This window comes from Embleya sp. NBC_00888, assembly GCF_045207655.1.
Classification (GTDB): Bacteria; Actinomycetota; Actinomycetes; order Streptomycetales; family Streptomycetaceae; genus Embleya.
On the sequence record NZ_CP108784.1, the window covers coordinates 7,368,150 to 7,390,184 of the forward strand.

The window sequence follows — 22,035 nt, forward strand, 5'->3', positions numbered from 1 at the left end:
CTGCGCCGCAGCGTCGGTCGACACGTGAACAGTCCCCGTATGCCCGGGAGTCGGTCCTGCCCTCCGATTGGCCGGATTCCGTACGCCGACACCGATCGAATCCGGCCGGCCGGCGCGCGGTGGTCGCCGCGACGGAGGGTTGCGCCCGGTCTGACAGTCAGTCAGGATCGCCCCCGTTCCCCTCCGGACGGCGCGCGCCACCGAGCGCTGCCGCCGGCAACGAAGGATGGAAATACACGTGTCGACTTCCCCCGCGACTCCGCTCTGGCTTCAGGGACGGGACGCCGTCGTTGCCGCCGCGGCACCCGGCGACTGGCGCGAAGAGGCCCCCGACTACCACCTCTCGCACACCGTGATGCCGGGCCAGCGCAGCACACGGCACGCCCCCGACTCGCTGGAGGCGATCGTCGAGAGCATCGTGCAGGTCTTCGAAATGGAGGTCTCGCACAAGAAGGACCCCAAGACCTGGGTCTCCATGGTCACCGAGCGATTCCGCACGAACGTCAACGGTGGCCCGTGGGCGAGCGCGCAGGACATCGTGGACCGGGGCAGCTACAACATCCTGATCGGCGACAGCATCTTCTACTCGCCGGGCGGGGAGAGCTTCGAGTCCTCGCACCACATCTTCCACACCGCGTTCCCCGAGGGCTTCTACTGGGAGGTCCTCGAAGTCCTGTCCCCGCCGCCCGTGGTTGCCTTCAAGTGGCGGCACTGGGGCAGCTACACCGGTGAGTACAAGGGCTTCCGGCCGAGCGGCGAGACCATCGAGATGTTCGGCATGAGCGTGGCCAAGGTCAGCGACGACCTCAAACTCGTCGAGGTCGAGCACTACTACGACCCCAACAGCTTCCTCGCCCAACTCACCGGCGGTTGCCCGGTCGCCCACGGAAGCTGACCCCGCCCGACCCGCCCGACACCGAAGCCGAAGCACATCCCACCGGCGCCCGGGTGCCGAGCCCCCTCCCCAACCCCCGCCCGGCACCCGAGCCCGGTCCCTCGTTCCCTCGCGCCCGGCTCGTCACGCATTCGCGCCCGGACTCGATCGCGCCGCCGACGTCGGTGGGCTCGCCCGACCGGTCACAGGCGTGGGGTGCGCATGCGGGTGAGGCGGCCGCCCTCGGTGGGAGTGGTGTCGTCGGCGCTTACCGTCAGGGAGCGGTAGGCGCCCGGGACGGTGGCCACCCAGAAGCGTTCGGCGAAGATCGTCGCCGGTGCCGGGAGGGTGAACCGGCCGCGCCGGAACTCGACTCGCGGCGGTACGCCGTCGTTCGGCAGCACACCCCACGCGAGCGCCCACGGCGGCTCGCCGCGCCCGGAACGCAGCGCGCCGCGCAGCAGCGTGCGACCCAGCGTGGTCCCGGCCACGGCCACGTCGATCAGCCGGTACCCCGTGTAGACCTCGAGCGCCGGTCGCCCGCGCGACCCCTTGCCCACGCGCATCATGCAGTCGCTCAACCGCAGGTAGAGCTCGGTGCTCGACTGCTGTAGGACATCGCTCATGGCGCGCTCCCCCGTTCGAAGCGCCCGACGGGACAGTCCCTCGGGCCCCACCAGGATTCGCTGTGGGGGCGGTCCGGCGCATCCACTGAACGAACCGTTTCCGCTGCCTCGCGTACTCCCTCTGTAGGACGGAGAAACCTTTCCCGTCTCACCCGAGCGAGCGAGTGACCGGCCCGCGCACCGTCGGCGCGAGCATGCGGGCCGTGCCCGAAACGGTCGGGTGGACTCCGTGGGCGCGCCACCCGCGCCGTTGGTACGAGCCTTCAGGCCGTACCCGGAACCGCCAGCCCGGTCTCGTAGGCGCAGATCACCGCGTGCACCCGATCCCGCAGCCCGAGCTTGCCCAGGATGCTGCTGACGTGCGTCTTCACCGTGTGTTCGCTGACCACCAGCGCCTCGGCGATCTCCGCGTTGGACATGCCCAGGGCCAGGCAGCGCATCGTCTCCCGCTCGCGTGTGGTCAACACCGCGAGCCGCTCGGACGGTTCGGCCGAGGCCTCCGTGCGGGGCAGTCGACGGGTGTAGTCGGCGATCAGCCGCCGGGTCACCGACGGCGCGAGCAACGCCTCGCCGCTCGCCACCATCCGCACCGCGTGTACGAGGTCGTCCCGGCGCACGTCCTTGAGCAGGAAGCCGGCCGCGCCCGCGTACAGCGCGTCGTAGACGTACTCGTCCACGTCGAACGTGGTGAGCATGACGATCCGACACGCGGGTGCCTCGGCGGAGACCGTGCGGGCCGCCTCTATGCCGTCCATCCTGGGCATCCGGATGTCCAGGAGCAGTACGTCCGGGCGGTGCGCGCGAACCGCCTCGATCGCCTCCACGCCGTCGCCCGCCTCGGCCACCACGCTGATGTCGGACTGCGCGTCGAGGATCATCGCGAAGCCGCTGCGCACCAGGCCCTGATCGTCGGCCACCACCACGCGGATCGACATCACGGGGCCCGTACCGCGTCGAGCGGGATCCGCAGCGCGACCTCGAAGCCCGGTCCGGTCACCCGCGGCCCGACCGTCACACTGCCACCGCACGCGCTCGCCCGTTCGCGGATGCCGACCAACCCGTGTCCGCCGCCCGGGCGCGGTCGCCCGCCCCGGCCGTCGTCGGTGATGGTGATCCTCATCGTGTCCTCGCCCCATTCGAGCCGCACCGTCACCGTGGTGGCCTGCGCGTGTCTGACCGTGTTGGTCAGTGCCTCCTGGACGACACGGTACGCGGCGATCTCCGCGTCCGAACGCAGCGGTCGGCGCTCACCGATGCTCTCGTACACCACTCGCAGGTCGGTCCGGCCGACCTCGGCGACCAGGTCGGCGATGTTGGCGACGGTGGGCTGCGGGGCCCGGGCACCGGCCTCGGCGTCCTCCTTGAGCGTGCCCAGGATTCGGCGGAGCTGCACCATCGCGTCGCGCCCCGCGTCGGCGATCGCGTCGAACGCGGCCTCCGCGCGAGCCGGATCGCTGCGCACCACCACCGGGCCGGCCTCGGCCTGCACGGTCATCAGGCTCACCGCGTGCGCCAGGATGTCGTGCATGTCCCGGGCTATCCGGGCCCGTTCCCGCGCGGCGGCGCGGGCCACCTCGGCGTCGGCGCGGCGGATCTCCAGGTCGCGCTCGTGCTCCAACCGCCGGGTGCGCTCCTCGATCCCGGCGATGTACGCGGTGCGGTGCCGGGTGGCCAGGCCGAAGGCGGCGGCCGCGGTCAGCGCCAGGACGTCGAAGGTGGCCTGTTGCGAGGGCTGATGCTTGGCGTACTCGACGGTCAGCGTGATCGGCAGGATCATCGCCGCGACCGTGATCCGCTCCCAGCGCCGGCCGAGCGCGAAGACCGTGTAGATCGCGATCGTCGTGCCGAACTGGAACGCCTGCCCGGGTCGATGGTGCAACGAGGCCGGGACCGCGAACATCGCGACCACGCACGCCACCAGGAACGGCCGCCGGCGCCGCCAGATCAGCGGGATCGCCGTACCGGACAGCAGGAAGAACCCGATCCGATACGGCGAGCGCCAGGCGACCAGGAACGGCAGCGACACCATGAACTGCACCATCAGCGCGATCAGGATGTCCACGAGTTGCGGATCGGTCCGCCGCAGGATGTCCAGCGTGTGTTTGGCCCGGTCACGGACGTGCCGGTCGGCGCCGCGCTCGGCGGGGTGGTCGGACATGCGGCCTACTCCAGGGTGGTGTGTACCGACAGTGTCGCGGGTGATCGTCCATCGCCGCCTCGCTCGCGCGAGGGATACGCGCGGAAGGCGCGAGCGTCTCGCGACGGGCCCGCCGAGTGTTCCCGCGAGGCGCGCCGAGTGTTCCCGCGAGGCCCGCGAGTGTTTCGTCCGGACTCCGACCGGCCCGTCCCGCCGACGCCCGCCCAAGTGCGCCGCGCCCCCGGTGAATCGGGCGAATCGCTCCGCCGGCGGCGAACGCGCACCCCGTTGGCATTTCCGGTGGCGTCCCGTCTGGTACGACTGGTGCCATGGCTACCGGCAACCGCTTCGTCCCCGACCCCGACCGTCCGACGCCGGCAGCGGGTCGCGGCCGGCCGGCCATCGCCGTCTCGGGCCGGACAGGGGCGGAGCCGTGCGGCCACTGAGGCGCGGCCAGGTGTGGACGATCCCCACCGTCGGCCGCGAACGCACCTTCATGATCGTGCAGAACGACCACGTCGCCGCACTGCACCCGGGCGCCGCCCTGTGCGCGCTGGTGGACACCATCGGCGACCGACAGGAGTCGCTGGTCACGGTCCGGATCACCACGCCGGTCAACGGCGTCGTGCTCGCTCCCGACCTGTACACGTCCCGGCATCGCCGGTTCGAACAGGGCACCTATCTCGGCGATGTCGCGCCGGACGAGATGGAGCGGGTCGACGTCGCGCTGCGCGCCGTCCTGGGTTTGTGAGGCCGTCGGTGACGTCGTCGGCGCGACCGACGGCCGGCAGCACCCGGGACGGCGCGCGGCCGGGCCGCGCTACCTGGGCAGCGTGATCCGAAACGTGGTGCGCCCGGGTTCGGAGTCGACGGTGACCGTGCCGTCGTGCCGCTGGACGATGATCCGATAGGAGATGTCCAGGCCCAGGCCGGTGCCCTCGCCGAGTGCCTTCGTGGTGAAGAACGGCTCGAAGATCCGGTCCTGGATGTCGGGCGCGATGCCCGGGCCGCTGTCCTCGATCTCGATCACCACCGACGCCGCGTCCGCGTGGGCCCGCAGGGTCAGCGTGCCCTTGCCGCCCATCGCGTCCGCGGCGTTGTCGATCAGGTTGGTCCACACCTGGTTGAGCTCGGCCGGGTACGCCTGGATCTTCGGCAGGTCCGCGGCGTACTCGCGCTCGACCCGGATGTCGCGCAGCGGGCCGGCCAGCATCGCCACCGTGCTGTCCAGGCCCTTGCGCAGGTCGGTCTCCTGGTACGGCGCCCGGTCCATCTGGGTGTACTGCCCGGCGGCGGCCAGCAGTTCGGTGATCCGGCCCAGCGCGTCGGCGACCTCGTCGAGCAGCGCCTCGCCCTCCAGGTTGGCGGCCAGCCAGGTCAGCCCCGGGCGCGCACTCGGGCCGAGCGCGGCACCCGCGTCCCGCGCCCAGTCCTCGTACAGGCCCACGTTCACGAACGACGGCGCCGTCTCGTACGCGTCCGCGATGTCCAAGTCCTCGAAGACCTCGGCCACTTCGTCGGTCCGGTCGGAGAACTCCAGCGGGCGCAGCCGCGGTGCCTCGCCGGCCCGGTGCGCCAGTACCTCTTCCTGTAGGCGCTCCAGCGCCGCCAGCGCCTCGGCGCTCGCGCCCGTCCGGGCCAACTCGGCGCGGGCCGAGCGCAGTTCGCCCAGTCGGGTGCGCAGGTTCGCGGCTGCCCGCTCGGCCGCCGCGGCCGGGTTGCCCAACTCGTGGGTGAGCCCGGCGGTGAGGGTGCCCAGGGCCACCATGCGCTCGCGCTGCCCGACCGCCGAGCCGTTGCGGCGCGCGCCCAGGAACATGCCCGCGACCAGGTGCGCGGCCATCGGGAACCACTCGGTGAAGGCCTGCGCCAACTCGGCCGCGGGCAGCACGAAGAAGGTCGAGTCGACGTGCGTGCGCGCGGTGTTGCCGTACGCGTGCACGGCCGGCGTCGCGTCGTCGTCGCCGTCCAGCGCGAGCGCGGCGCCGACGTAGGCGCCGCGCATCGACGAGCGGTGCACCTCCAACTCGCCGCCGCGCACCATCCGATTCATGGTGACCTCGCCGGAGAGCAGCACGAAGAAGCACTCGCCCGGGTCGCCCTCGTGGTACAGCGTGGTGTTCGCCGGGAACGCCTTGACCTTGCCGTGCGCGCACAGCCAGTCCAGGTGCTCGTCGGCGAGCTTCTCGAACAGGAAGAGCGTGCGCAGTTCCTCGGGCGGCAACACGTCGCACACACTCATCGCGAGCCCTCCGTCGCCGGGATCCGGGTGTTCAGGGTGTCCAGGTAGCGGTGCACCAGCATCACCGTCATCGCGCCCTCGCCGACCGCCGAGGCGACCCGCTTGACCGAGGCCGCGCGCGAGTCGCCGGCGGCGAACACGCCCGGTACGGCGGTCTCCTGGACGAACGGCGGTCGATTCCAGCCGTCGAGCTCGCCGTCGCAGTCGTCGAGGAGTTCGCCGCCGGTGAGGATGTAGCCGTCCCGGTCGCGGCGCACGCCGCTGCCGTCCAGCCACGCGGTGCGCGGGCTGGCGCCGATGAACACGAACAACCACGACGCGGGCACCGTCTCCTCCTTGCCGGAGTCGCGGTCGCGCAGCGTGAGTTCACGCAGCCGGCCGGTGCCGTGCGCGTGGGTGATCTCGGTGCGCACGCGCACCTCGACGTTGGGGATCTGCGCCAACTGCTCGATCAGGTAGTGCGACATGGACGCCTCCAGGCCCGCGCCGCGCACCAATATGATCACTCGGCGGGCGTAGCGGGCGAAGAACACCGCGGCCTGACCCGCCGAGTTGGCCGCGCCGACGATGTACACGTCCTGGCCGCGGGTGTCCGGGCCGGTGGTCAGCGCGGCGCCGTAGTACACGCCCCGGTCGGTGAGTTCGGCCAATCCGGGCGCCTCCAGGGTGCGGTAGGACACGCCGGTGGCGAGCACGATCGCGTGGCCCCGGGCGACCACGTCGCCCTCGCACGAGATGGTGCGCACCTCGCCCTCCACGCCCAGTTCGGTCACATCGCGCGTACTGACCATCTCGGCGCCGAACTTGAGCGCCTGACGACGCGCCCGGCCGATGAACTGCGAGCCGGAGATGCCGTCCGGGAAGCCGAGGTAGTTCTCGATCCGCGAACTCTGGCCGGCCTGCCCGCCGGTGGCCTGGCGCTCCACCAGCAGCGTGCGCAGCCCCTCGCTGGCCGCGTACACCGCGGCGCCCAGGCCTGCCGGGCCGCCGCCGACGATCACCACGTCGTACAGGTCGCCGGAAGCGGTCACGGACAGGCCGACGTACTCGGCGAGTTCGCCCTTGGACGGGCCCCGCAGCACGGTCGAGTCCGGCGCGATCACCACCGGCACGTCGGCCTCGGTGGTGCCGGTCTCGCGCATCAACCGCCGCGCCTCGGCCTGGGTGACGTCGTACCAGCGGTAGGGCACGCCGTTGTTGGCGAGGAAGTCGCGCAGTTCGAAGGACGGCGCGGAGAAGCGCGCGCCGATCACCGTGGCCCAGCTCTCGTCCGGCACCGGCGCGGTCTCCCACGCGGTGATCAGCGAGTCCAGGACCGGGTACAGGCGTTCCTCCGGTGGATCCCACGGCTTGAGGAGGTAGTGGTCGATGTCCACGTCGTTGATCGCCCGGATCGCCGCGCCGGTGTCCGCGTAGGCGGTCAGCAGCACCCGTTTCGCGCGTGGGTACAGGTGTGCGGCCTGTTCCAGGAACGCCACGCCGTCCATCTGCGGCATGCGCTGGTCGGCGATGAGCACCGCGACCTGCTCGCCCCGCTCGTGCAGTTCAGCCAGCGCCTCCAGGGCCTGTGCGCCGGATTCGGCACGCACGACGCGGTGTCGGTCGCCGTACTGTCGCCGCAGGTCACGGGCCACGGCGCGGGACACGGCCGGATCGTCGTCGACGGTGAGCAATACGGGCTTGTCCACGGATTTCCTCACGGGCATGGGCGGAACACGGAAGGGGGCCACTGCCCGGAACCGGCCTCGACCATGCCCCGGACAGCGCGCCCGCCACGTTATCCTCTCGCCGAAACCCGCAGGTGGAGAGTGTCCGCGCGGGTCCGCCGCGACCGGGTGGGCCAGGCGCCGGGCGCCGCGGTGCGCGAAAGCGGCAACCCCGCGGGTGTCGCCCCGCCCGCCGCTCAGTCGACCATGCCCGCCTCGTAGGCCACGATCGCGGCTTGGACCCGGTTGCGCACCCCCAGGCGGGCCAGGATCGCGCTCACGTGCGTCTTGACCGTGCCCTCGACCAGGTGCAGTCGGCGGCCGATCTCCGCGTTGGCCAGGCCGGCGCCGACCAGCGCCAGGACCTCCCGCTCGCGCGCGGTCAGCAGCGCCACCCGCGCCCCGGCGTCCACCTCGCGCGCGGGCCGGCCCGGGACGATCCCGCTGATCACCCGCTTGGCCACCTTCGGGGACAGGTACGCGCCGCCCTCGGCCGCCGCCCGCACGCCCGCGATCAGTTCGCGGGGATCGCCGGACTTGAGCAGGAACCCGGTGGCGCCGCTGTCCAGCGCGGTCGCGATGTACTCGTCCTCACCGAACGTGGTCAGGATCACCACGGCCGTGTCCGGTACCGCGCGGCGCAGTTCGGCGGTCGCGGCCAGGCCGTCCAGGTTCGGCATCCGGATGTCCATCAGCACCACGTCCGGGCGCCAGCGACGGGCCTGCTCGATCGCCTCGCGGCCGTCGGCGGCCTCGGCCACCACCTCGATCCCGGGGTCGGCGGTCAGCACGAGCCGCACGCCGGTGCGGATCAGCCGCTCGTCCTCGGCGATCAGGACCCGGATGGTGGTCGTGGACTGTTCAGTGGTGCTCAACGCGGTGGCTCCTCGGGTGGGTGCGTGGGTGCGTGGGTGCGTGGGTGGGGTGCGGTGGATTACGTGGGATGGGGTGGGTTGGGCCGGTTCCGGCCGGTTCGTTTCGTCAGCGTGTGTCGTTCCGGTCGCGTCGCTGTTCGAGCGGCACGTCGTCCTTGGTGACCAGCACGCCGCGGACGAAGCACAGGCGGAACAGCCGGCTCGGCAGGAAGTCGCCGTTCGTGTAGTACTCGCACGCGGCGCCGGTCGGGATCGGCGGTTCCCGCTCCGGGCGTTGGTCGCTCTGGTCGTCCGGCAACATCGAGGCCAGTTCGGCGCGGGTCTGGCCGATCCGCATCCGGTCGAAGTCGCCCGGCGACACCGCCTCGCCCTGGGTGGTCAGCGCGTACGCCGATCCGGCGAGCAGCACGCCCGCGCCGGTCCACACCAGCGCCTTGACGAACCGGCGGCGGATGCGCCGGCCCTGTTCCACGTGGCCGGCGGTGTCCGGGCGGGCGGGCGCGGCGTGGTGCGGGAGGTGGGCCAGCACCCGGAACCCGTCCGCGTCCGGCGCCGCGGTCAACGTGCCGCCTAGGAGCCGGGCCCGCTCGCGCATCCCGACCAGGCCGTGGCCGCTGCCGACCGGCGCGGACTCGGCCGGACGCGGGGCGGGGCCGTTGGCGATCTCGACGGTGGTGCGCTCGCGGCCGTGGGTGACCGTGATCCGCACCACCGCGCCCGGCGCGTGTTTGGCCGCGTTGGTCAGCGACTCGCGCACGATCCGGTGCAGCGCGAGATCGACCATCGGCGGCAGCGCGACCGGCTCGGCGGTCGGCTCGACCGTGTGGCGGATCACCATGCCCGAGGCGCGGCAGCGCGCCACGAGGGTGTCCAGGTCCTCGTGCACCGGGTCCACCGGCGCCGGTTCGTCGCTCTCCCGCAACACTCCGATGATCTCGTGCAGCCGCTCGGTCGCCGCGCCCGCGCCCGCCCGCAGTTCGCCGGCCCGCTCGCGCTGCGCGTCGGTGAGCGTCGCGTCGAGTTCGAAGGCCGCGGCGCGCAGCGCGATCAGGCTCAGGTCGTGGCCGAGCGAGTCGTGCATGTCCTGGGCGATCCGGGCCCGTTCGCGCAGCCGGGTGCGCTCCTCGACCAGGTCCCGCTCGCGTTGCAGCCGTGCGGCCTGCTCCCAGCCGCGTCGGTGCAGCGCGACCCACTGATAGCGGTAGCGCCCGATCAGCCAGGGCATCGCCGCCAGGCCCAGCAGTTCGGCGGGCAGCACCGCGAGTTCGGCCGTGCTCGGCGACTCGATCCAGGCCCCGAGCGCGGCCGGCACCAGCACCGAGACCAGCCGCCACGGCAGACCCGGTCCGTCCGCGGAGCGCCGCCCGGCCAGGAACGCGGCGAGGGCCACGGCGGCGTAGCAGCGGGCGTCGTGCTGGGCCAGGAATACGGTCAGCGCGAGCGCGGCGGGTGGATACGTCCGGCTCAACACGGCGCCGCCGACCAGGCAGATCGCGAGCGTCGCGGCGTGCGTGGCGGACAGCGGCAGTGGTGCGTTGACGGTCAGCATGCCGGCGCCGAGCAGGGTCCACAGGGCCAGGTCGGCGGCCCAGGCGGCGGGGGTGGTGCGCATGATTGCGACGGTATCGACCCGCCGGGTCGCGACACCTCCGTCGAAAGTCGTGTGCCATGCCTGCCGGCGCACCCCGAACATGCCTAACGTGGCGCTATGTCCGAGAAACGACGCCGCCCGCACCGCGAGACCGTCCAGGCCCTCGTCGGCGTGGCCGTGATCGTGATCGGCCTGGTGGCGACCCTCGTCCTGCACTTCACCCACGACTCGGACGGGCCGCGGCCGACGCCGGTCCCGGTGCCGATCAGTCCCACGGCGTCCGTGGTGCCGGGGTCGAGCGAGGTGCCCGGAGAGCCCGTGGGGCCGGGGGAGTCGTGTTGCACGCCGCCGCCGGGGCCGGTGGCTCTGGACGACGGCGCGCCCTGAGGTCGGGCGGCTCGGATCGGGTGACCCGCTCGGGCCCGCCCGCTGGGGCGACCGCTCGGGCCCACCGGCTCGGCCCCCACCCGCTGGGCCGATCCGCCGGGACACTTGCAGAGGACCATTTGCAGAGACTTCTTTGCCAAGAGTCCTTTGCAGAGAAGTCTCTGCATATTAGAGTCGGGTCATGCCCAATCCACTTCCGCGGATGGACGCCCGCAGCCTGCGTGGCCTGGCCCACCCGCTACGCATGCGCATCGTCGAACTTCTCAAGCTGGATGGCCCCGCGACCGCCACCCATCTCGCCGCGCGACTCGGCGAGAGCACCGGCACGGTCAGTTGGCACCTGCGCACCCTGGCCGAGCACGGCTTCATCGAGGACGACCCCGACCGCGGCACCAAGCGCGAGCGCTGGTGGCGGGCCGTCTACAACCCGCGCCAGCTCAACACCAGCGACTTCCGGGACGACCCGGAGACGAGCGGCGCGCTGGTGGTCTACGAGGACGAGGCCCTGCGGCAGCAGGCCGAGCGCATGGTGGCCACGTACGCCGACGCCCAGGAGATGGGCCCGGAATGGGTGCGGGCCCGAGCCGTCTCGGACTGGAGCGGCGCGCGCCTGACGGCCGATCAGATGGCCGAGCTCAATGATCGTGTGGTCGCGCTCGTGAGCGAGTACACGCAAGCACCGGAGCAGCCCGGCGCGATCACGGTGGTGCTCCAGTACCAGGCCCTTCCGCGCCGATCCCAGGAATCGACATGAGTGGACTGCTGCGCCGACACCGCGACTTCCGACTGTTGTGGTTCGGTGAGACCACGGGCAAGTTCGGCGCCTCGGTCACCAGCGTCTCGATGCCGCTGATCGCGGTCTCCACGCTGGACGCGAGCACGTTCCAGGTCGGCCTCCTCAGCGCGGCGGCCTGGTTGCCGTGGCTGTTGATCGGGCTGCCGGTGGGCGTGTGGGTGGACCGAATAGCGCGACGTCCGATCATGCTCGGCGCCGCGGTGGCGTCCTGCGCGCTGTTCCTGGCGGTTCCGCTGGTGCACTTCGCGGGGTTGTTGAGTGTCGGCCTGCTGCTGGCGATCACGCTCGCGACCGGGGTGTCCGCGGTGTTCTTTCAGACCGCGTACACCGCCTATCTGCCGAGCCTGCTGGGTCCCGCCGACCAGGCCGAGGGCAACAGCAAGCTGCACGGCAGCGCGTCCGCCGCGCAGATCGCGGGGGTCGGCGCGGGCGGCCTGATCGCGCAGCTCGTGGGCGCGGTCAACGGGATGTTCGTCAACGCGGGCACGTTCCTGACCTCGTTCACGTGTCTGCTGGGCATCCGGCACCGCGAACCGCCGCACGAGCCGGGCGGGGTGGCCGGGGCGGCCGACGCGGGGGCCGACGCGGGGGCCGGACGTTCGCTGGTCCGCGAGATCGGCGAGGGCCTGCGGCTGGTCGCGCACGACCGATGGCTGCGTACGTTCGCGCTGTTCGGCGGGGCGTCCAACCTCGGCCTGGTCGGGCTGCAATCGATCCAGGTGGTGTTCCTGGTCCGGACCGTGGGGGTCAGCCCCGGCGTGGTCGGCGGCCTGATCGCGATCGGTTCGCTCGGGGGCGTCGCGGGGGCGTTCGTCGGGCGCCGGGTCGCGGCACGGATCGGTACCGCGCGGGCCACGATCGTGTTCGAGTTGGGCCTGCCGGTGCTTGTCTTGTTGGTGCCGCTGACCGGTGGGGGCGTACGGCTCGCGCTGTTCGTGGCGGGCAACTTCGCGATGGTGGCCGGCGTCGTGGCGGGCAACGTGATCAAGGCGGGCTTCCAACAGCGCTACTGCCCGCCGCGGTTGCTGGGTCGGATGACGGCGAGCATGCAGTTCGTCAACTACGGCACGATCCCGCTGGGCGCGGTGCTGGCCGGCACCCTGGGCTCGACGATCGGAGTCCGTCCCACGGTCTGGGTGATGGCGGCGGCGATCCCGGCGGCGGCCCTGATCCTGCTCTTCTCGCCGATGGCCCGCCGGCGTGATCTGCCCACGGCCAGGGAGGACGACGTCGACACGCGCGTGGCGCAGCGGGTCGTGTGAGGCCCGGCGCCGGTCCGGAACGCACCGCCGGTCCCGAGTCCCGGGCGGGACTCGGGACCGGCGTGCGTGTCCGTCGTGTCAGCGGCAGCGGTAGGGCGGGGCGGGGATCAGGCTGTCGCCCCCGCGCCACGGGCCGGGCGGGGGCGGCGGTGAGCAGCGGGTCGGGGGTTGGCATCCGGGACTGCGGCGGCGAGGTGTGCTTGTCCGGCTTCGGCGATCCTGCGCCTGCGCTCGGCGACTTCTCGGGGCGTCATCAGGTACGGCGGGACGACCGTCGCCGAGTCCTGCACGGGCGGGCCGTCGTCGGTGGCGGGGGAGGGGGCGGGCGGTACGAAGGTGCGCCACTGGGGGTGGGTCTGCGGCTTCGGGTTGGCGCGACGGCTCGGTCGGGGGCGCGTCGGTGCGGTGGGTCGGGCGGGTTGCCCGTCCGGTTTCGGCGGGGTGCGTCGTCGGCGCAGCCACCCGAAGACGGCAGCGATAAAGTGAGTCACGTCGTCAGCTCCTCTTAAGCTGTCGGCCGATCCCGGGACCGTTCCAGCGGTCGCCGGGGCTTCTTTCATGGGTGGGTCACGATGGGGTCGTCACCGATCGAGCAGTGACATCCAACGCGCCACGTGCTCCGGACTGTCGGCGCATTCGGCGGTTGCCCCGGCCACGTAGGCGCGGATGCCTGCTCGGCTTGCCATCCGCCACGCCGGGAACCGAGTCAGCCACGCGCGTGCTTGCGCCGGGTCGTGTCCGCTGAACAGCAGCCACATGTACAGACCGGCGTACTCCGCCCACGCGGGACCGAGCACGGCGCGGCCCCAATCGACCAGCACGGCTTGCGTGTCGTATCCGGCGTATCGAAGCATCACGTTCGACGGCACAAGGTCGTTGTGAAGCAAGTGGGTGCCGGACAACAACGATCGTTCGTCGCGGTTCAGGTGTTCCGCCCACTGGTCGGCGAGCGTCGGCAGCGCGAGGCCGTGCGGCGGGCGGATCCGTTGAACCGCCCGCAGCGTCGCCGACAGGTATCCGAGGTCCTTGTGGCCGGGGGACAGGTCGGCATTCCCGCCGGCCACATAGCCGAAGAGGAGAAGCGTCCATCCGTCCTCGGAGACACGACCGAGCAACGGCGCGGCGTACCTGGTCACGAGTGGGGCGAGCAGGGTTTCTCGCCGGTACTGCTCGATCGTGGCGGTGTCGTGGTCGGGTGCGGCCTTTGCGAACACCCGTCCGGTGTCGGTGATGAGCGCGCCTGTGAACGGTGCGTCGCTGTGCCAGGTGGTGATGCGCTCGGACTCGAGTACCGGCCCCGTGACCGACTCGACGGAGGACCGCAGCCCCTTGGGCAGTTCGGACCATGTGTAGCGCTTGCTCATCGCGGCCTTTCGGTGGTCACGGGGTCGATGCTGTCCTACTTCTTGGTGCGTACCGCGGTGCAGTGCTTGCACCTGTCGGCGTGGTTGTAGTGCCACCACTCGTGGGCGCCGTTCGGGTCGCCGCCGGTGATCTCGTACTCGTCGTTTGCCATGTGCCCTGCCTTTCGTATCGGTAACGCTCGGATGGTGCGAACCCCGCCCGGTGTCCTTCCCCGAGCACCCGGGCGGGGCGAACATGGGGGTCAATGTGGCGACTTGACCCTGTACAACTCGGAGCCCTTCAGCAGGTACGGCATGCCGGTCGGCGGACACACCATGACCACTTGGTCGTTGTCGAGCCCGGCGGAGTCCTCGGCCCGTTCGACGCATCCGGCGGGATGGGCGTCGTGGCCGAGCCCGGGACGCGGTGCGACCCAGTCGCCGACGGAGTGGCGCAAGGGTTCGGGCCGTTCTCGCGGGGGCAACTCCCGCGCCACGACGATCGGCACGGCTTCCCCGTCCACACCGACCACGAACCCCGCTCCACGACTCACGACGACCGCCCACAAGGTGCACCCCGAACGACCAACCGGGGATACCGAGCACGAACCCGACGGATGATCCACCGCCGAATGGCGTACTGATCCACGCTCAACGTCCGCACCCCACCGGGCGGATGCATCGACTTCGTCATGCCACTCCCTTGCAAGACCACGCGCCCCGACGTCGGGACCACACGCGACCGAGACCGACGCCGGGGCAGTTCAAGGCGCGACGGATCGGCCGCGCGACAGGGCGCGACCGGCTCCCAAGATCACCAGTGTGTGTCGGTGATGTCGCTTTGAGTAGCGTGCACCCGCAAGTGTCAGTTATGCAAGCTTGCTGGAGAAAAGGTTGCACGGATTGGATCATGGTAGGCAGCGCAAGACGGAAGCGAGAGACTGAGCGCATGACAGCGGCAGAGCGCTACATCCCGCGTAGGCCCACGGTGCAAGGACGCAACCTGGGCGCACAGTTGCGGCGGCTCAGGGACGAATCCGGAGTGTCCGCCGACGCGGCGGCAGCGTGTCTCGAATGTTCACGCGCCAAGATCTCCCGGATGGAAACCGGGCACGTTCCCGTACGTACCCGCGACGTCCGGGACTTGCTTGATCTCTACGGCGTGGATGATGAAACCCTGCGCTCTCACCTTGAGGGGCTGGCAAAAGGCAGCACAGCACCCGGTTGGTGGTGGACGTATGACGACACGTTGCCACCGGCCTACGCCGATTATCTGGACTTGGAACGCAAGGCGAGCGAAGTCCACACTTGGCAAACTGTCCTGGTTCCTGGGCTGCTTCAGACTCCGGATTATGCCCGCGCGATCACAGGCGTCAACCCTGCGGCTGCCAAACCCGAGAGTGTCGAAACCTTCGTAAAGGTACGACAGGAACGGCAGGAACGATTTTGGCGTGATCCCAAACCGGGAGAAGAGCCAACGCGTCTTTCTGTGGTTCTCTGGGAGCCGGTCATCATGGCACCGATGGGTGGTAGGGAGACGATGCGAGCGCAGCTCAAAGCCTTGATCACTCGTTCCGAAGATCCACGAGTGAACCTGCAAGTGCTGCCTTTGTCGGTAGGGGCACATGCCGGCGTCAGCGGTTCGTTTGTTACGCTGCACTTTCCTTCGGATCTGGATAGCGATGTAGTGTACTGCGAAAATCTAACCAGCACTCTTTTCATGGAAAAGACAGTAGAAACTGATGGCTATCGCCAAAGTTTCGAACTTCTTTCCTCGGCGGCTGAAGGGCCGGCGGAAACTCGTGCCCGACTGAAGCGCATGCTGGATTCACTGTGATCGAGGGGCGGTAGCGTTCGTGCAGAATGGCCAAATAGGGAAATGGCGAGTGTCCAGCTACAGTGGACCGAACGGCGAATGTGTGGAAGTGGCTCTCTGCTGCAACTCGACAACGGCCGTGCGCGACAGTAAGGACCCGGGTATCGGTCACCTTGTGATCACACCGGCCGCGTGGACAGCTCTTTCGGTCGCTCTGCGCGCCTAGCCGCGCCCCTGACGCCCCGTCATCCCGACCGGCGGATTCCAGGGGTCGTTCCAACACGTGGTTCATTGGGCTGCGAGAGACGCAGGCGCTCGGCTGGGGCTTCCCGGTCGAGCGTTTTGCGTGGGCGGTCGTTGAGTTCGGGGGGCGGCTTCCCGGGATGGACGGTCTTCACGCACTCACGAGCGAGGGCCGATGGTCGGGAGCGCGAGACGTCGAACGGTAGGTCTCGGCGGGAGACGGTTAGGGCCTGGCCGGGGCCGTTGTAGCCGTCTACGATCCTTGCGACTTCATCGCACGCATCGTGAAGGAACTGAGTTGAAGCACACCGACGGGCGCGACGCGACAAGTACGCCGTATGCGTGGCGGAAGAGTACGTACAGTGCCAACCAAGGGGACTGCGTAGAGGTTGCGCCGGGCTTCGCGGGCGTTCCGGTCCGTGACTCGAAGGACCCGAGTGTCGGGTGCCTCGTTGTCGGCGCGTCCTCCTGGGCGGCCCTGACCGCAGCCCTTCGAGCATAGGCACCCCCGGGCGCGGGAAGTTGCTGCGGGCACATGCCTCAGGGCTCAAGCGGTGACGGCCTGGAGCGCAATTACGGACGAAGGCCGGTCGGTTGGGAAGGCGAGATGTCGAACGGTAGGTCTCGGTGGAAGACGGCCATCGGCTGGTCGGGGCCGTTGTAGTCGTCGACGATCTTTGCTTCGAAGCCGAGGCTGCGATGGAAGGCGATCGAGTCGGTGTTCTCGACCGACGTGATCGCCTTCAACTGCCGTGCGCCATGGCGTTCGGCCGCTTCGGCGAACGCCGTATACAGGCGACGTCCGAGACCGCTTCCGCGAGCATCGTCTCGCGTGGCGATCAGGTGCACGTACCCGGTGCCTTCCGGGGTGACGAATCCGAAGATGTAGCCACGGATACCGTCCTCGGCTCGGGCGACCAGGCAGGTCGCACCGAACTCCTGTACCAGTGCGAGTAGATGCAGCGACCGAAGATCGCGTTCGCCCCAATAGCGGGGGTGGTCGGCCAGGACCCGGTGGTAGTCGCCCACCTCGGCCGGTGTGATGCGTATACCCATGATGATGATCATGGCAGTGTCACCGAGCGTTCAACGGCGTGGGCCCGAGTCCGAGGCGTCGACATGCCGGGGGTGGGCCATCGTGGAGAGGTGGGTCGCTGTCGCGCGCAGCTCCGTGATGTAGGTCCGGCGCTCCGTCGGGCCTACGGCATTGCGCAAGGGGCCGATTTGGAGCTCGTGGGTCGGGCGGCCTTGGAGGTCGCGGACGGGGGCGGCCAGGTAGCTCAGGGGGAGGGGTTCGTTCGAGGTCAGGTCGGCGTCCGTGTACGGGTGGGCGCTGATCGAGGCGAGCTGGGTACGGACGCGTTCGCGGAGGGCGGTTCGGCCCGGGTGTTCGTCCAGGAGGCCCACCACCTCCCGCAGGACGGCCAGTAGTTCCGTCGAGTCGGTGCGTGGGCGCCACGCGGCGACGCCGTGGGCCCGGATCGTGTCCAGGGCCGGCGCCAACTCCGGGGCGTGGGCGAGCCACGCGGCCCGTTCGGCGGCCGGCCGCCATGGCATCACCGACGCGCCCGCGGGCGGTCGCAGTGGAAGTCGGGTGCCCACCTCGATCCCCGCCGGCACCCGCCCCGGACCCGGCTCCACCACGAGGAAGACCACGTGGTCCGCGCCGACCAGGGACAACGCCACTCCGCAGCCGACCCGTTCCGCGAGCCCCGCCAACACCTCCGCCGTATCGCCCGGCGGCCGAACCCGCGCGTGTACCGCGTCGGCGACCGCAAGCAGCCCCGGCCCGAGCGTGTAGAGCCGATCGGACCCACGCTGCACCCACCCCGGCGACTCCAGGGCGGCGAGCACGGCGGTCGCGGTGGACCGGTTCAGGTCCAGGCGCGCGGCCACCTCCGACACGCTCAACCCGACCGGCGCGGCGGCGGCGATCAACTCGACGACGGCCACGACCCGATCGGTGGGTGGCGAAGCAACCATGGGGACCTCTTGTCCGGGCTCGACGTCATGCCTAGAGTCAATGAATATACGTCACTTCGGCGACGAATATTCGTCAACCAGTCACCGACGACGGGTGGTTGCGATGCGACGCCGAGGGCTGACCGGGGAGTCCGGATGAGCGATGTGCCCATGGTGCGTGACTTGGACGCGCCCTTCGACATCGAGGGATACGACTTCGCCTTCGACGACATTCCCAACCCGCACGAGTTGATCGCGGCGGCTCGGGCTCGGAAGCCGTACGCGATCGTGCCGTTTCTGGGGACGCGCGCGGTGATGTTTCTGACCCACGATCTGGTGAGTGCGGCGTTCAAGGACGAGGAGTCGTTCCCCGCGTCCGCGATCTACTCCGCGACCACCGAACCCGTGCTCGGGCACACCATCCAGTGCATGCGCGGCGCCGAGCACCGGATCAACCGCAAGGTCGTGGTGCCGGCCTTTCGCCGCAAGATCGTCACCGACCAGGTCGAGGCGATCCTGGAACCGCTCGCGCATGAACTCGTCGACCGCTTCGAAGCGCGTGGAGAGGCCGACCTGGTCACCGAGTTCACGCACGGCTACCCGGTCCAGGTGATCACCCGGCTGCTCGGGCTGCCGGTCGACGACGAGGAACGTTTCCGCCGCTGGGCCGTCGACCTGTTCCACTTCCCGATGGCGCCGGACGCGGCCGAGCGCGCGTCGCGCGAATTCACCGAGTACGTCACGCCGATCGTCGCGCGCCGCCGGATCGACCCGGGCGAAGACCTGCTCTCGACCCTGGCCGGCACCGAGGCCGAGGGCCGCCGGCTCACCGACGAGGAGATCCTGTCCTTCCTGCGGCTGCTCTTCCCGGCCGGCGCCGACACCACCTACCTGGCCCTGGGCAACGCCCTGTACGCACTGCTCACCCACCCCGAGCAGTTGGCCCGGGTACTGGCCGACCCGGACACGGAACCGGAGTGGGCGGTCGAGGAGTCGCTGCGCTGGGAGCCGCCGGTGGGACTGCTGCCCCGGATCTGCCCCGCGCCGGTCCGCGACTGGCAGGGTCTGGGACTGGACATACCGGCGGAGACACCGCTGATCTTCGCGATCACGGCGGCGAATCGGGACCCGGCGCACTACCCGAACCCCGACGTGTTCGACATCGGCCGTCGGGTCCGGCCGACGCTCGCCTTCGGCGACGGTCCGCACGTGTGCCTGGGCACCTGGCTGGCCCTCGCCGAGATCCGGGCCGCGCTCAAGGTGCTGCTGCAACGCCTGCCGACGATGCGACTCGCCGAGCCGACCCGGATCCGCGGCCTGCTCGGCACCGCGCTTCGCGGACCGGAGTCGCTACGGGTGCGCTTCGACCGGTGAGCCGGCGGCGCGGCCTCCGGCGGCTCGCGCCCCCGTGGCACGGCCTCCGGGGCCTCCCGCCCCACGGTTGGCCGGGGGTGTGCGTCACACCCCCGGCCCCCACCCGAAGTCGTCGGGCACGACCTGGCCGACCGGCAGGGGGCTGACTGCGGCGGTGTCCAGCAGGTGCCGCACCGCCGCGCGGGCGATGTCGTCGTCGTGCGGTGTGCCGTCGTTGGACCCGTCGTAGACCAGTCGGCGGGCCGATCCGGCGAACTCGCGCAGCCGAGGAACCAGCGCCTCGGGCACGAGCCGCATCTCCGTGAGCAGCCGTACGGCGCCGGTCTGGGCGGCGGCATGGGGCATGTCCGTCTTGAGCAGCTCGGAGGCGATCAGGGGGACGGTGTCGTCGGTTCGTCCGGTGATGCGCCAGATCGACTCGGCCGCGGCGCCCCGCGCCCAGCCGAGTCCTTCGCCGAGACCGGCCTCCACATTCGGGAGCAAGGACGCGGCCGCAGGGCCGAGTTCGCCGACCCGGCCGTAGACATGCGCCTTGTCGCGGCTCGCCAGTCCACGCCTGAACACGGCGAGCGGGACGTCCGCGTCTCCGGTGGCGCGGAAGTACGCGGTCGCGGCCATGCAGGCGAGGACGATTTCTTCGTCCCCTTCGGCGAGCGCCCGCAACGCGGTGGCGGCCGGCTCGGCGCCCGGCCCCAGCGAGTGCAGCACCTGTACCGCCGCGTGGACGCAGACGCCGCGCCGGATGAGCCCCACGAGCTCGTCGACAAGGCCCTCGGCCACCGCGGGGAAGCGCTTGAGCGCGAGCACCAGCGCGATGTTCTGGTTCGTGGTTCCGGCCGGCCGGCGTCGCGGATCGCGCAGGTGTTCGGCGATTGCCAGTGCCACAGGCTCCGCCCGGTCGCCCAGCGCCTCGACCGCGGCCGTGACGGCAAGGCCGGTCCCGTACGCCTGCGGTGCGTTTCGGATGAGGTGCACGCACCCCTCGACCGCGCCGTCCGCCCGGGCGCGGGCGAGCGCGGTGACCGCCGCGGTCCGGAGCATCGGACGGCCGTCGGCGGCGTACGAGGCGAGCACGTCGAGGTGCGGTGCGGCCAGGGCGGGGACGGCCGCAGCGGCACGCGCGATCCGGTGGACCAGATTGGCGTGCCGCTGCTCGTCGGCCCCCTGGCTCGGCAACTCCTCGAAGTACCAGGGCAGGACGTCCTGCTCCCGGTCGCGCCACGCCTCGTCGACGGCCCAGGCGAGCGACCACTGCGATCCGGCCGCGGCGGATCGCGCCGTCGCGAACAGGGCCGCGTCGGGGTCGTGCACGAGCAGATCGTCGAGCGACTCGTCGTCCTCGGTCCAGCCGCCCTCCGGGTCGGACGTCAGCGCCGCCCGAGCGTCGGCGGTCTGCGCCACGAGGCCCCGGGGGTACGGGACCGGTGTGCCGCGCAGGAGCTCGGTGAGCGCCGCGAGCCGCACCTGCGGAACCGGGTCCTCGGCAAGGCCCCGATTGCGCTCCTCCGCGGCCTCCCGGGACGGGTCGAGCACGGACAGGACCGCGACCACCGCGGCGCGGATGTGGGCGTCGGGTTCGGAGCGCAGGCGCTCGTCGAGCAGCGGCAGGGCGGCGGCCGTACCGTCGGGGCGGCACGCGGCCAGCAGCCGAAGCAACCCGCTGCGGACAGCCGGGTCGGGATCACCGGCCGATCCCAGCAGGTCCGGCAGCAGCGCAATCACCGCACCGCGTCCCGCGCCGACGGCGTCGGCATCGCCGCCGCAGTGCGCACCGCCCCCGGCTATGCACGCGAGCAGGTGGAGCAGGTCGCCCCGATGGCCGGGGCCGTGCCGCGCCAACTCGGCGACGAACGGCACGGCGTACGGGGTCGCCGAGTACACGGTGCCCTGGTGCCACACCGTCCCGAACAGCTCATATACCGCTTCGGAGCGAAGCTCTTCGTCGTCGGACGCCGCGGCGCGCAGGAGCTCGGGCACATCGTCGGCGGGCCCGTACGCGTGACTCAGCGTCGGCCAGTCGACCTCGTCCAACCCGACCAGCACCGCGACCTCCCCGGCCCTACCCAATGAGGGTGTGAGCGTAACGACGGAGGCCGACACCGACGAGCTCGTCCGCCGAGTAGCTACCCCGCCTGCTCGGCCGGGGTCGTCGGGTCGGTCGCCGCGTCGATGCGTGTGACGTTTTGGAGGAGGCCCCAGACGAATTCCAGACGGTAGGTCGCCTCACCCTCGGTGATCAAGCTCCCCCACCGGCTCGGCGCCGACCCCTCCACATGGCGCAGTTGCGGGAACGCGTGGGCGACGTCGCCGATCACGAACTCCCACGGCCGCAGGTCGGCCACCGTCTCGACGGGCGGAATGCCGGCGGGATCGGCTCTGACCAGCCATTCCTGCCAGACCCGCCCGTCGGGGCCGGTGAGTACCTCGAAGCGCGACCACGGCCACAGCGGCAACACCCACCACTGGGCGTCGGCGGTGAGATCCCCGATCCTGCGCTCGGCCCGGCCGGCCGGTTCGCCGAGCGCGGCCCGGTACGCGCGGCCCGAGCCGCCGACCGAGCGGGAGCGCACCATGCGCTGCCACTGCGCGTTGACCTCGCGCATCCGGGTGCGGGTGAACTCCAACTCGCGGACGGCGTCGGCGACCAGGTCGGGTTGGTAATCGCCCATGCGTCGCAACAACACCAGACAGAATTGATCCGGTCCCACGGTGATCTCCGTACTCGTTCGCAGCAGACCTCGACGCTATCCACAAAGCGGACGACCATGCCGTCATTCCCCGCATTGTGATCGCCGGGCCGA

Annotated in this window: 23 protein-coding genes; 9 read left to right on the forward strand and 14 right to left on the reverse strand. The window is 70.9% G+C overall.

Annotated elements, in window-relative coordinates; genetic code table 11:
• Positions 1-238 precede the first annotated feature (238 nt).
• Complete coding sequence (locus OG948_RS31345) at positions 239-895, forward strand: ester cyclase (RefSeq protein ID WP_406299664.1); 657 nt, start codon at positions 239-241, stop codon at positions 893-895.
• Positions 896-1,077: 182 nt separating this feature from the next.
• Here OG948_RS31345 and OG948_RS31350 read toward each other — a convergent pair whose 3' ends face one another.
• The 3 genes from OG948_RS31350 to OG948_RS31360 all read right to left on the reverse strand — a co-directional run bounded on the left by OG948_RS31350 (position 1,078) and on the right by OG948_RS31360 (position 3,658).
• Positions 1,078-1,500, reverse strand: a complete 423-nt coding sequence (locus tag OG948_RS31350; RefSeq protein WP_406299665.1) for a hypothetical protein — start codon at positions 1,498-1,500, stop codon at positions 1,078-1,080.
• 263 nt (positions 1,501-1,763) lie between these two features.
• Entirely contained in the window at positions 1,764-2,435 is a 672-nt protein-coding gene (locus OG948_RS31355; protein WP_406299666.1) for a response regulator, read from the reverse strand.
• Positions 2,435-3,658 carry a sensor histidine kinase gene (locus OG948_RS31360; protein ID WP_406299667.1) on the reverse strand — a complete coding sequence of 408 codons (1,224 nt, stop codon included), beginning with the start codon at positions 3,656-3,658 and terminating at the stop codon, positions 2,435-2,437. The genes OG948_RS31355 and OG948_RS31360 overlap by 1 nt, the downstream gene beginning before the upstream one ends.
• A gap of 412 nt (positions 3,659-4,070) precedes the next feature.
• On the opposite strand from OG948_RS31360, the gene OG948_RS31365 reads away from it, so the two are divergent.
• A complete protein-coding gene (locus OG948_RS31365) occupies positions 4,071-4,388 on the forward strand; it encodes a type II toxin-antitoxin system PemK/MazF family toxin (RefSeq protein WP_406299668.1) in 318 nt (105 codons plus the stop codon).
• Between the two features lie 69 nt (positions 4,389-4,457).
• Here the strand turns inward: OG948_RS31365 and OG948_RS31370 are convergent, their stop codons facing one another.
• The 4 genes from OG948_RS31370 to OG948_RS31385 all read right to left on the reverse strand — a co-directional run bounded on the left by OG948_RS31370 (position 4,458) and on the right by OG948_RS31385 (position 10,072).
• Positions 4,458-5,879 (reverse strand): ATP-binding protein, encoded by a 1,422-nt coding sequence (locus OG948_RS31370; protein WP_406299669.1) that lies wholly within the window; start codon positions 5,877-5,879, stop codon positions 4,458-4,460.
• A complete protein-coding gene (locus OG948_RS31375) occupies positions 5,876-7,585 on the reverse strand; it encodes an FAD-dependent oxidoreductase (protein WP_406299670.1) in 1,710 nt (569 codons plus the stop codon). The genes OG948_RS31370 and OG948_RS31375 overlap by 4 nt, the downstream gene beginning before the upstream one ends.
• A gap of 197 nt (positions 7,586-7,782) precedes the next feature.
• Positions 7,783-8,460, reverse strand: coding sequence for a response regulator (locus tag OG948_RS31380; RefSeq protein WP_406299671.1), 678 nt, complete (start codon positions 8,458-8,460; stop codon positions 7,783-7,785).
• Positions 8,461-8,566: 106 nt separating this feature from the next.
• The gene (locus OG948_RS31385) at positions 8,567-10,072 is read right to left on the reverse strand and encodes a sensor histidine kinase (RefSeq protein ID WP_406299672.1); all 1,506 of its coding nucleotides are present in this window, start codon (positions 10,070-10,072) and stop codon (positions 8,567-8,569) included.
• Positions 10,073-10,168: 96 nt separating this feature from the next.
• Here OG948_RS31385 and OG948_RS31390 point away from each other — a divergent pair, with 96 nt between their 5' ends.
• The 3 genes from OG948_RS31390 to OG948_RS31400 all read left to right on the forward strand — a co-directional run bounded on the left by OG948_RS31390 (position 10,169) and on the right by OG948_RS31400 (position 12,496).
• The gene (locus OG948_RS31390) at positions 10,169-10,438 is read left to right on the forward strand and encodes a hypothetical protein (RefSeq protein ID WP_406299673.1); all 270 of its coding nucleotides are present in this window, start codon (positions 10,169-10,171) and stop codon (positions 10,436-10,438) included.
• A 181-nt stretch (positions 10,439-10,619) separates the two neighbouring features.
• Positions 10,620-11,192 carry an ArsR/SmtB family transcription factor gene (locus OG948_RS31395; protein ID WP_406299674.1) on the forward strand — a complete coding sequence of 191 codons (573 nt, stop codon included), beginning with the start codon at positions 10,620-10,622 and terminating at the stop codon, positions 11,190-11,192.
• Positions 11,189-12,496: an MFS transporter gene (locus OG948_RS31400; protein ID WP_406299675.1), complete on the forward strand. Its 1,308-nt coding sequence runs from the start codon at positions 11,189-11,191 to the stop codon at positions 12,494-12,496. The genes OG948_RS31395 and OG948_RS31400 overlap by 4 nt, the downstream gene beginning before the upstream one ends.
• 107 nt (positions 12,497-12,603) lie before the next feature.
• Here OG948_RS31400 and OG948_RS31405 read toward each other — a convergent pair whose 3' ends face one another.
• The 3 genes from OG948_RS31405 to OG948_RS31415 form a co-directional block, all read right to left on the reverse strand.
• Complete coding sequence (locus OG948_RS31405) at positions 12,604-12,987, reverse strand: hypothetical protein (protein WP_406299676.1); 384 nt, start codon at positions 12,985-12,987, stop codon at positions 12,604-12,606.
• 90 nt (positions 12,988-13,077) lie between these two features.
• Positions 13,078-13,860: a phosphotransferase family protein gene (locus OG948_RS31410; RefSeq protein ID WP_406299677.1), complete on the reverse strand. Its 783-nt coding sequence runs from the start codon at positions 13,858-13,860 to the stop codon at positions 13,078-13,080.
• A 242-nt stretch (positions 13,861-14,102) separates the two neighbouring features.
• Entirely contained in the window at positions 14,103-14,393 is a 291-nt protein-coding gene (locus OG948_RS31415) for a hypothetical protein (protein ID WP_406299678.1), read from the reverse strand.
• 395 nt (positions 14,394-14,788) lie between these two features.
• On the opposite strand from OG948_RS31415, the gene OG948_RS31420 reads away from it, so the two are divergent.
• From OG948_RS31420 to OG948_RS31430, 3 genes are all read left to right on the forward strand, one after another.
• Positions 14,789-15,676 carry a helix-turn-helix domain-containing protein gene (locus tag OG948_RS31420; RefSeq protein ID WP_406299679.1) on the forward strand — a complete coding sequence of 296 codons (888 nt, stop codon included), beginning with the start codon at positions 14,789-14,791 and terminating at the stop codon, positions 15,674-15,676.
• A gap of 49 nt (positions 15,677-15,725) precedes the next feature.
• The gene (locus tag OG948_RS31425) at positions 15,726-15,881 is read left to right on the forward strand and encodes a DUF397 domain-containing protein (protein ID WP_406299680.1); all 156 of its coding nucleotides are present in this window, start codon (positions 15,726-15,728) and stop codon (positions 15,879-15,881) included.
• A 192-nt stretch (positions 15,882-16,073) separates the two neighbouring features.
• Positions 16,074-16,400: a DUF397 domain-containing protein gene (locus OG948_RS31430; protein ID WP_406299681.1), complete on the forward strand. Its 327-nt coding sequence runs from the start codon at positions 16,074-16,076 to the stop codon at positions 16,398-16,400.
• Between the two features lie 71 nt (positions 16,401-16,471).
• Here the strand turns inward: OG948_RS31430 and OG948_RS31435 are convergent, their stop codons facing one another.
• Positions 16,472-16,966 carry a GNAT family N-acetyltransferase gene (locus tag OG948_RS31435; protein WP_406299682.1) on the reverse strand — a complete coding sequence of 165 codons (495 nt, stop codon included), beginning with the start codon at positions 16,964-16,966 and terminating at the stop codon, positions 16,472-16,474.
• A gap of 18 nt (positions 16,967-16,984) precedes the next feature.
• Complete coding sequence (locus tag OG948_RS31440) at positions 16,985-17,881, reverse strand: helix-turn-helix domain-containing protein (protein ID WP_406299683.1); 897 nt, start codon at positions 17,879-17,881, stop codon at positions 16,985-16,987.
• Positions 17,882-18,016: 135 nt separating this feature from the next.
• Here OG948_RS31440 and OG948_RS31445 point away from each other — a divergent pair, with 135 nt between their 5' ends.
• Positions 18,017-19,234, forward strand: a complete 1,218-nt coding sequence (locus tag OG948_RS31445; protein ID WP_406299684.1) for a cytochrome P450 — start codon at positions 18,017-18,019, stop codon at positions 19,232-19,234.
• 84 nt (positions 19,235-19,318) lie between these two features.
• Here the strand turns inward: OG948_RS31445 and OG948_RS31450 are convergent, their stop codons facing one another.
• Positions 19,319-21,277, reverse strand: coding sequence for a hypothetical protein (locus OG948_RS31450; RefSeq protein ID WP_406299685.1), 1,959 nt, complete (start codon positions 21,275-21,277; stop codon positions 19,319-19,321).
• An 80-nt stretch (positions 21,278-21,357) separates the two neighbouring features.
• Positions 21,358-21,942, reverse strand: a complete 585-nt coding sequence (locus OG948_RS31455; RefSeq protein ID WP_406299686.1) for a hypothetical protein — start codon at positions 21,940-21,942, stop codon at positions 21,358-21,360.
• Positions 21,943-22,035 lie beyond the last annotated feature (93 nt).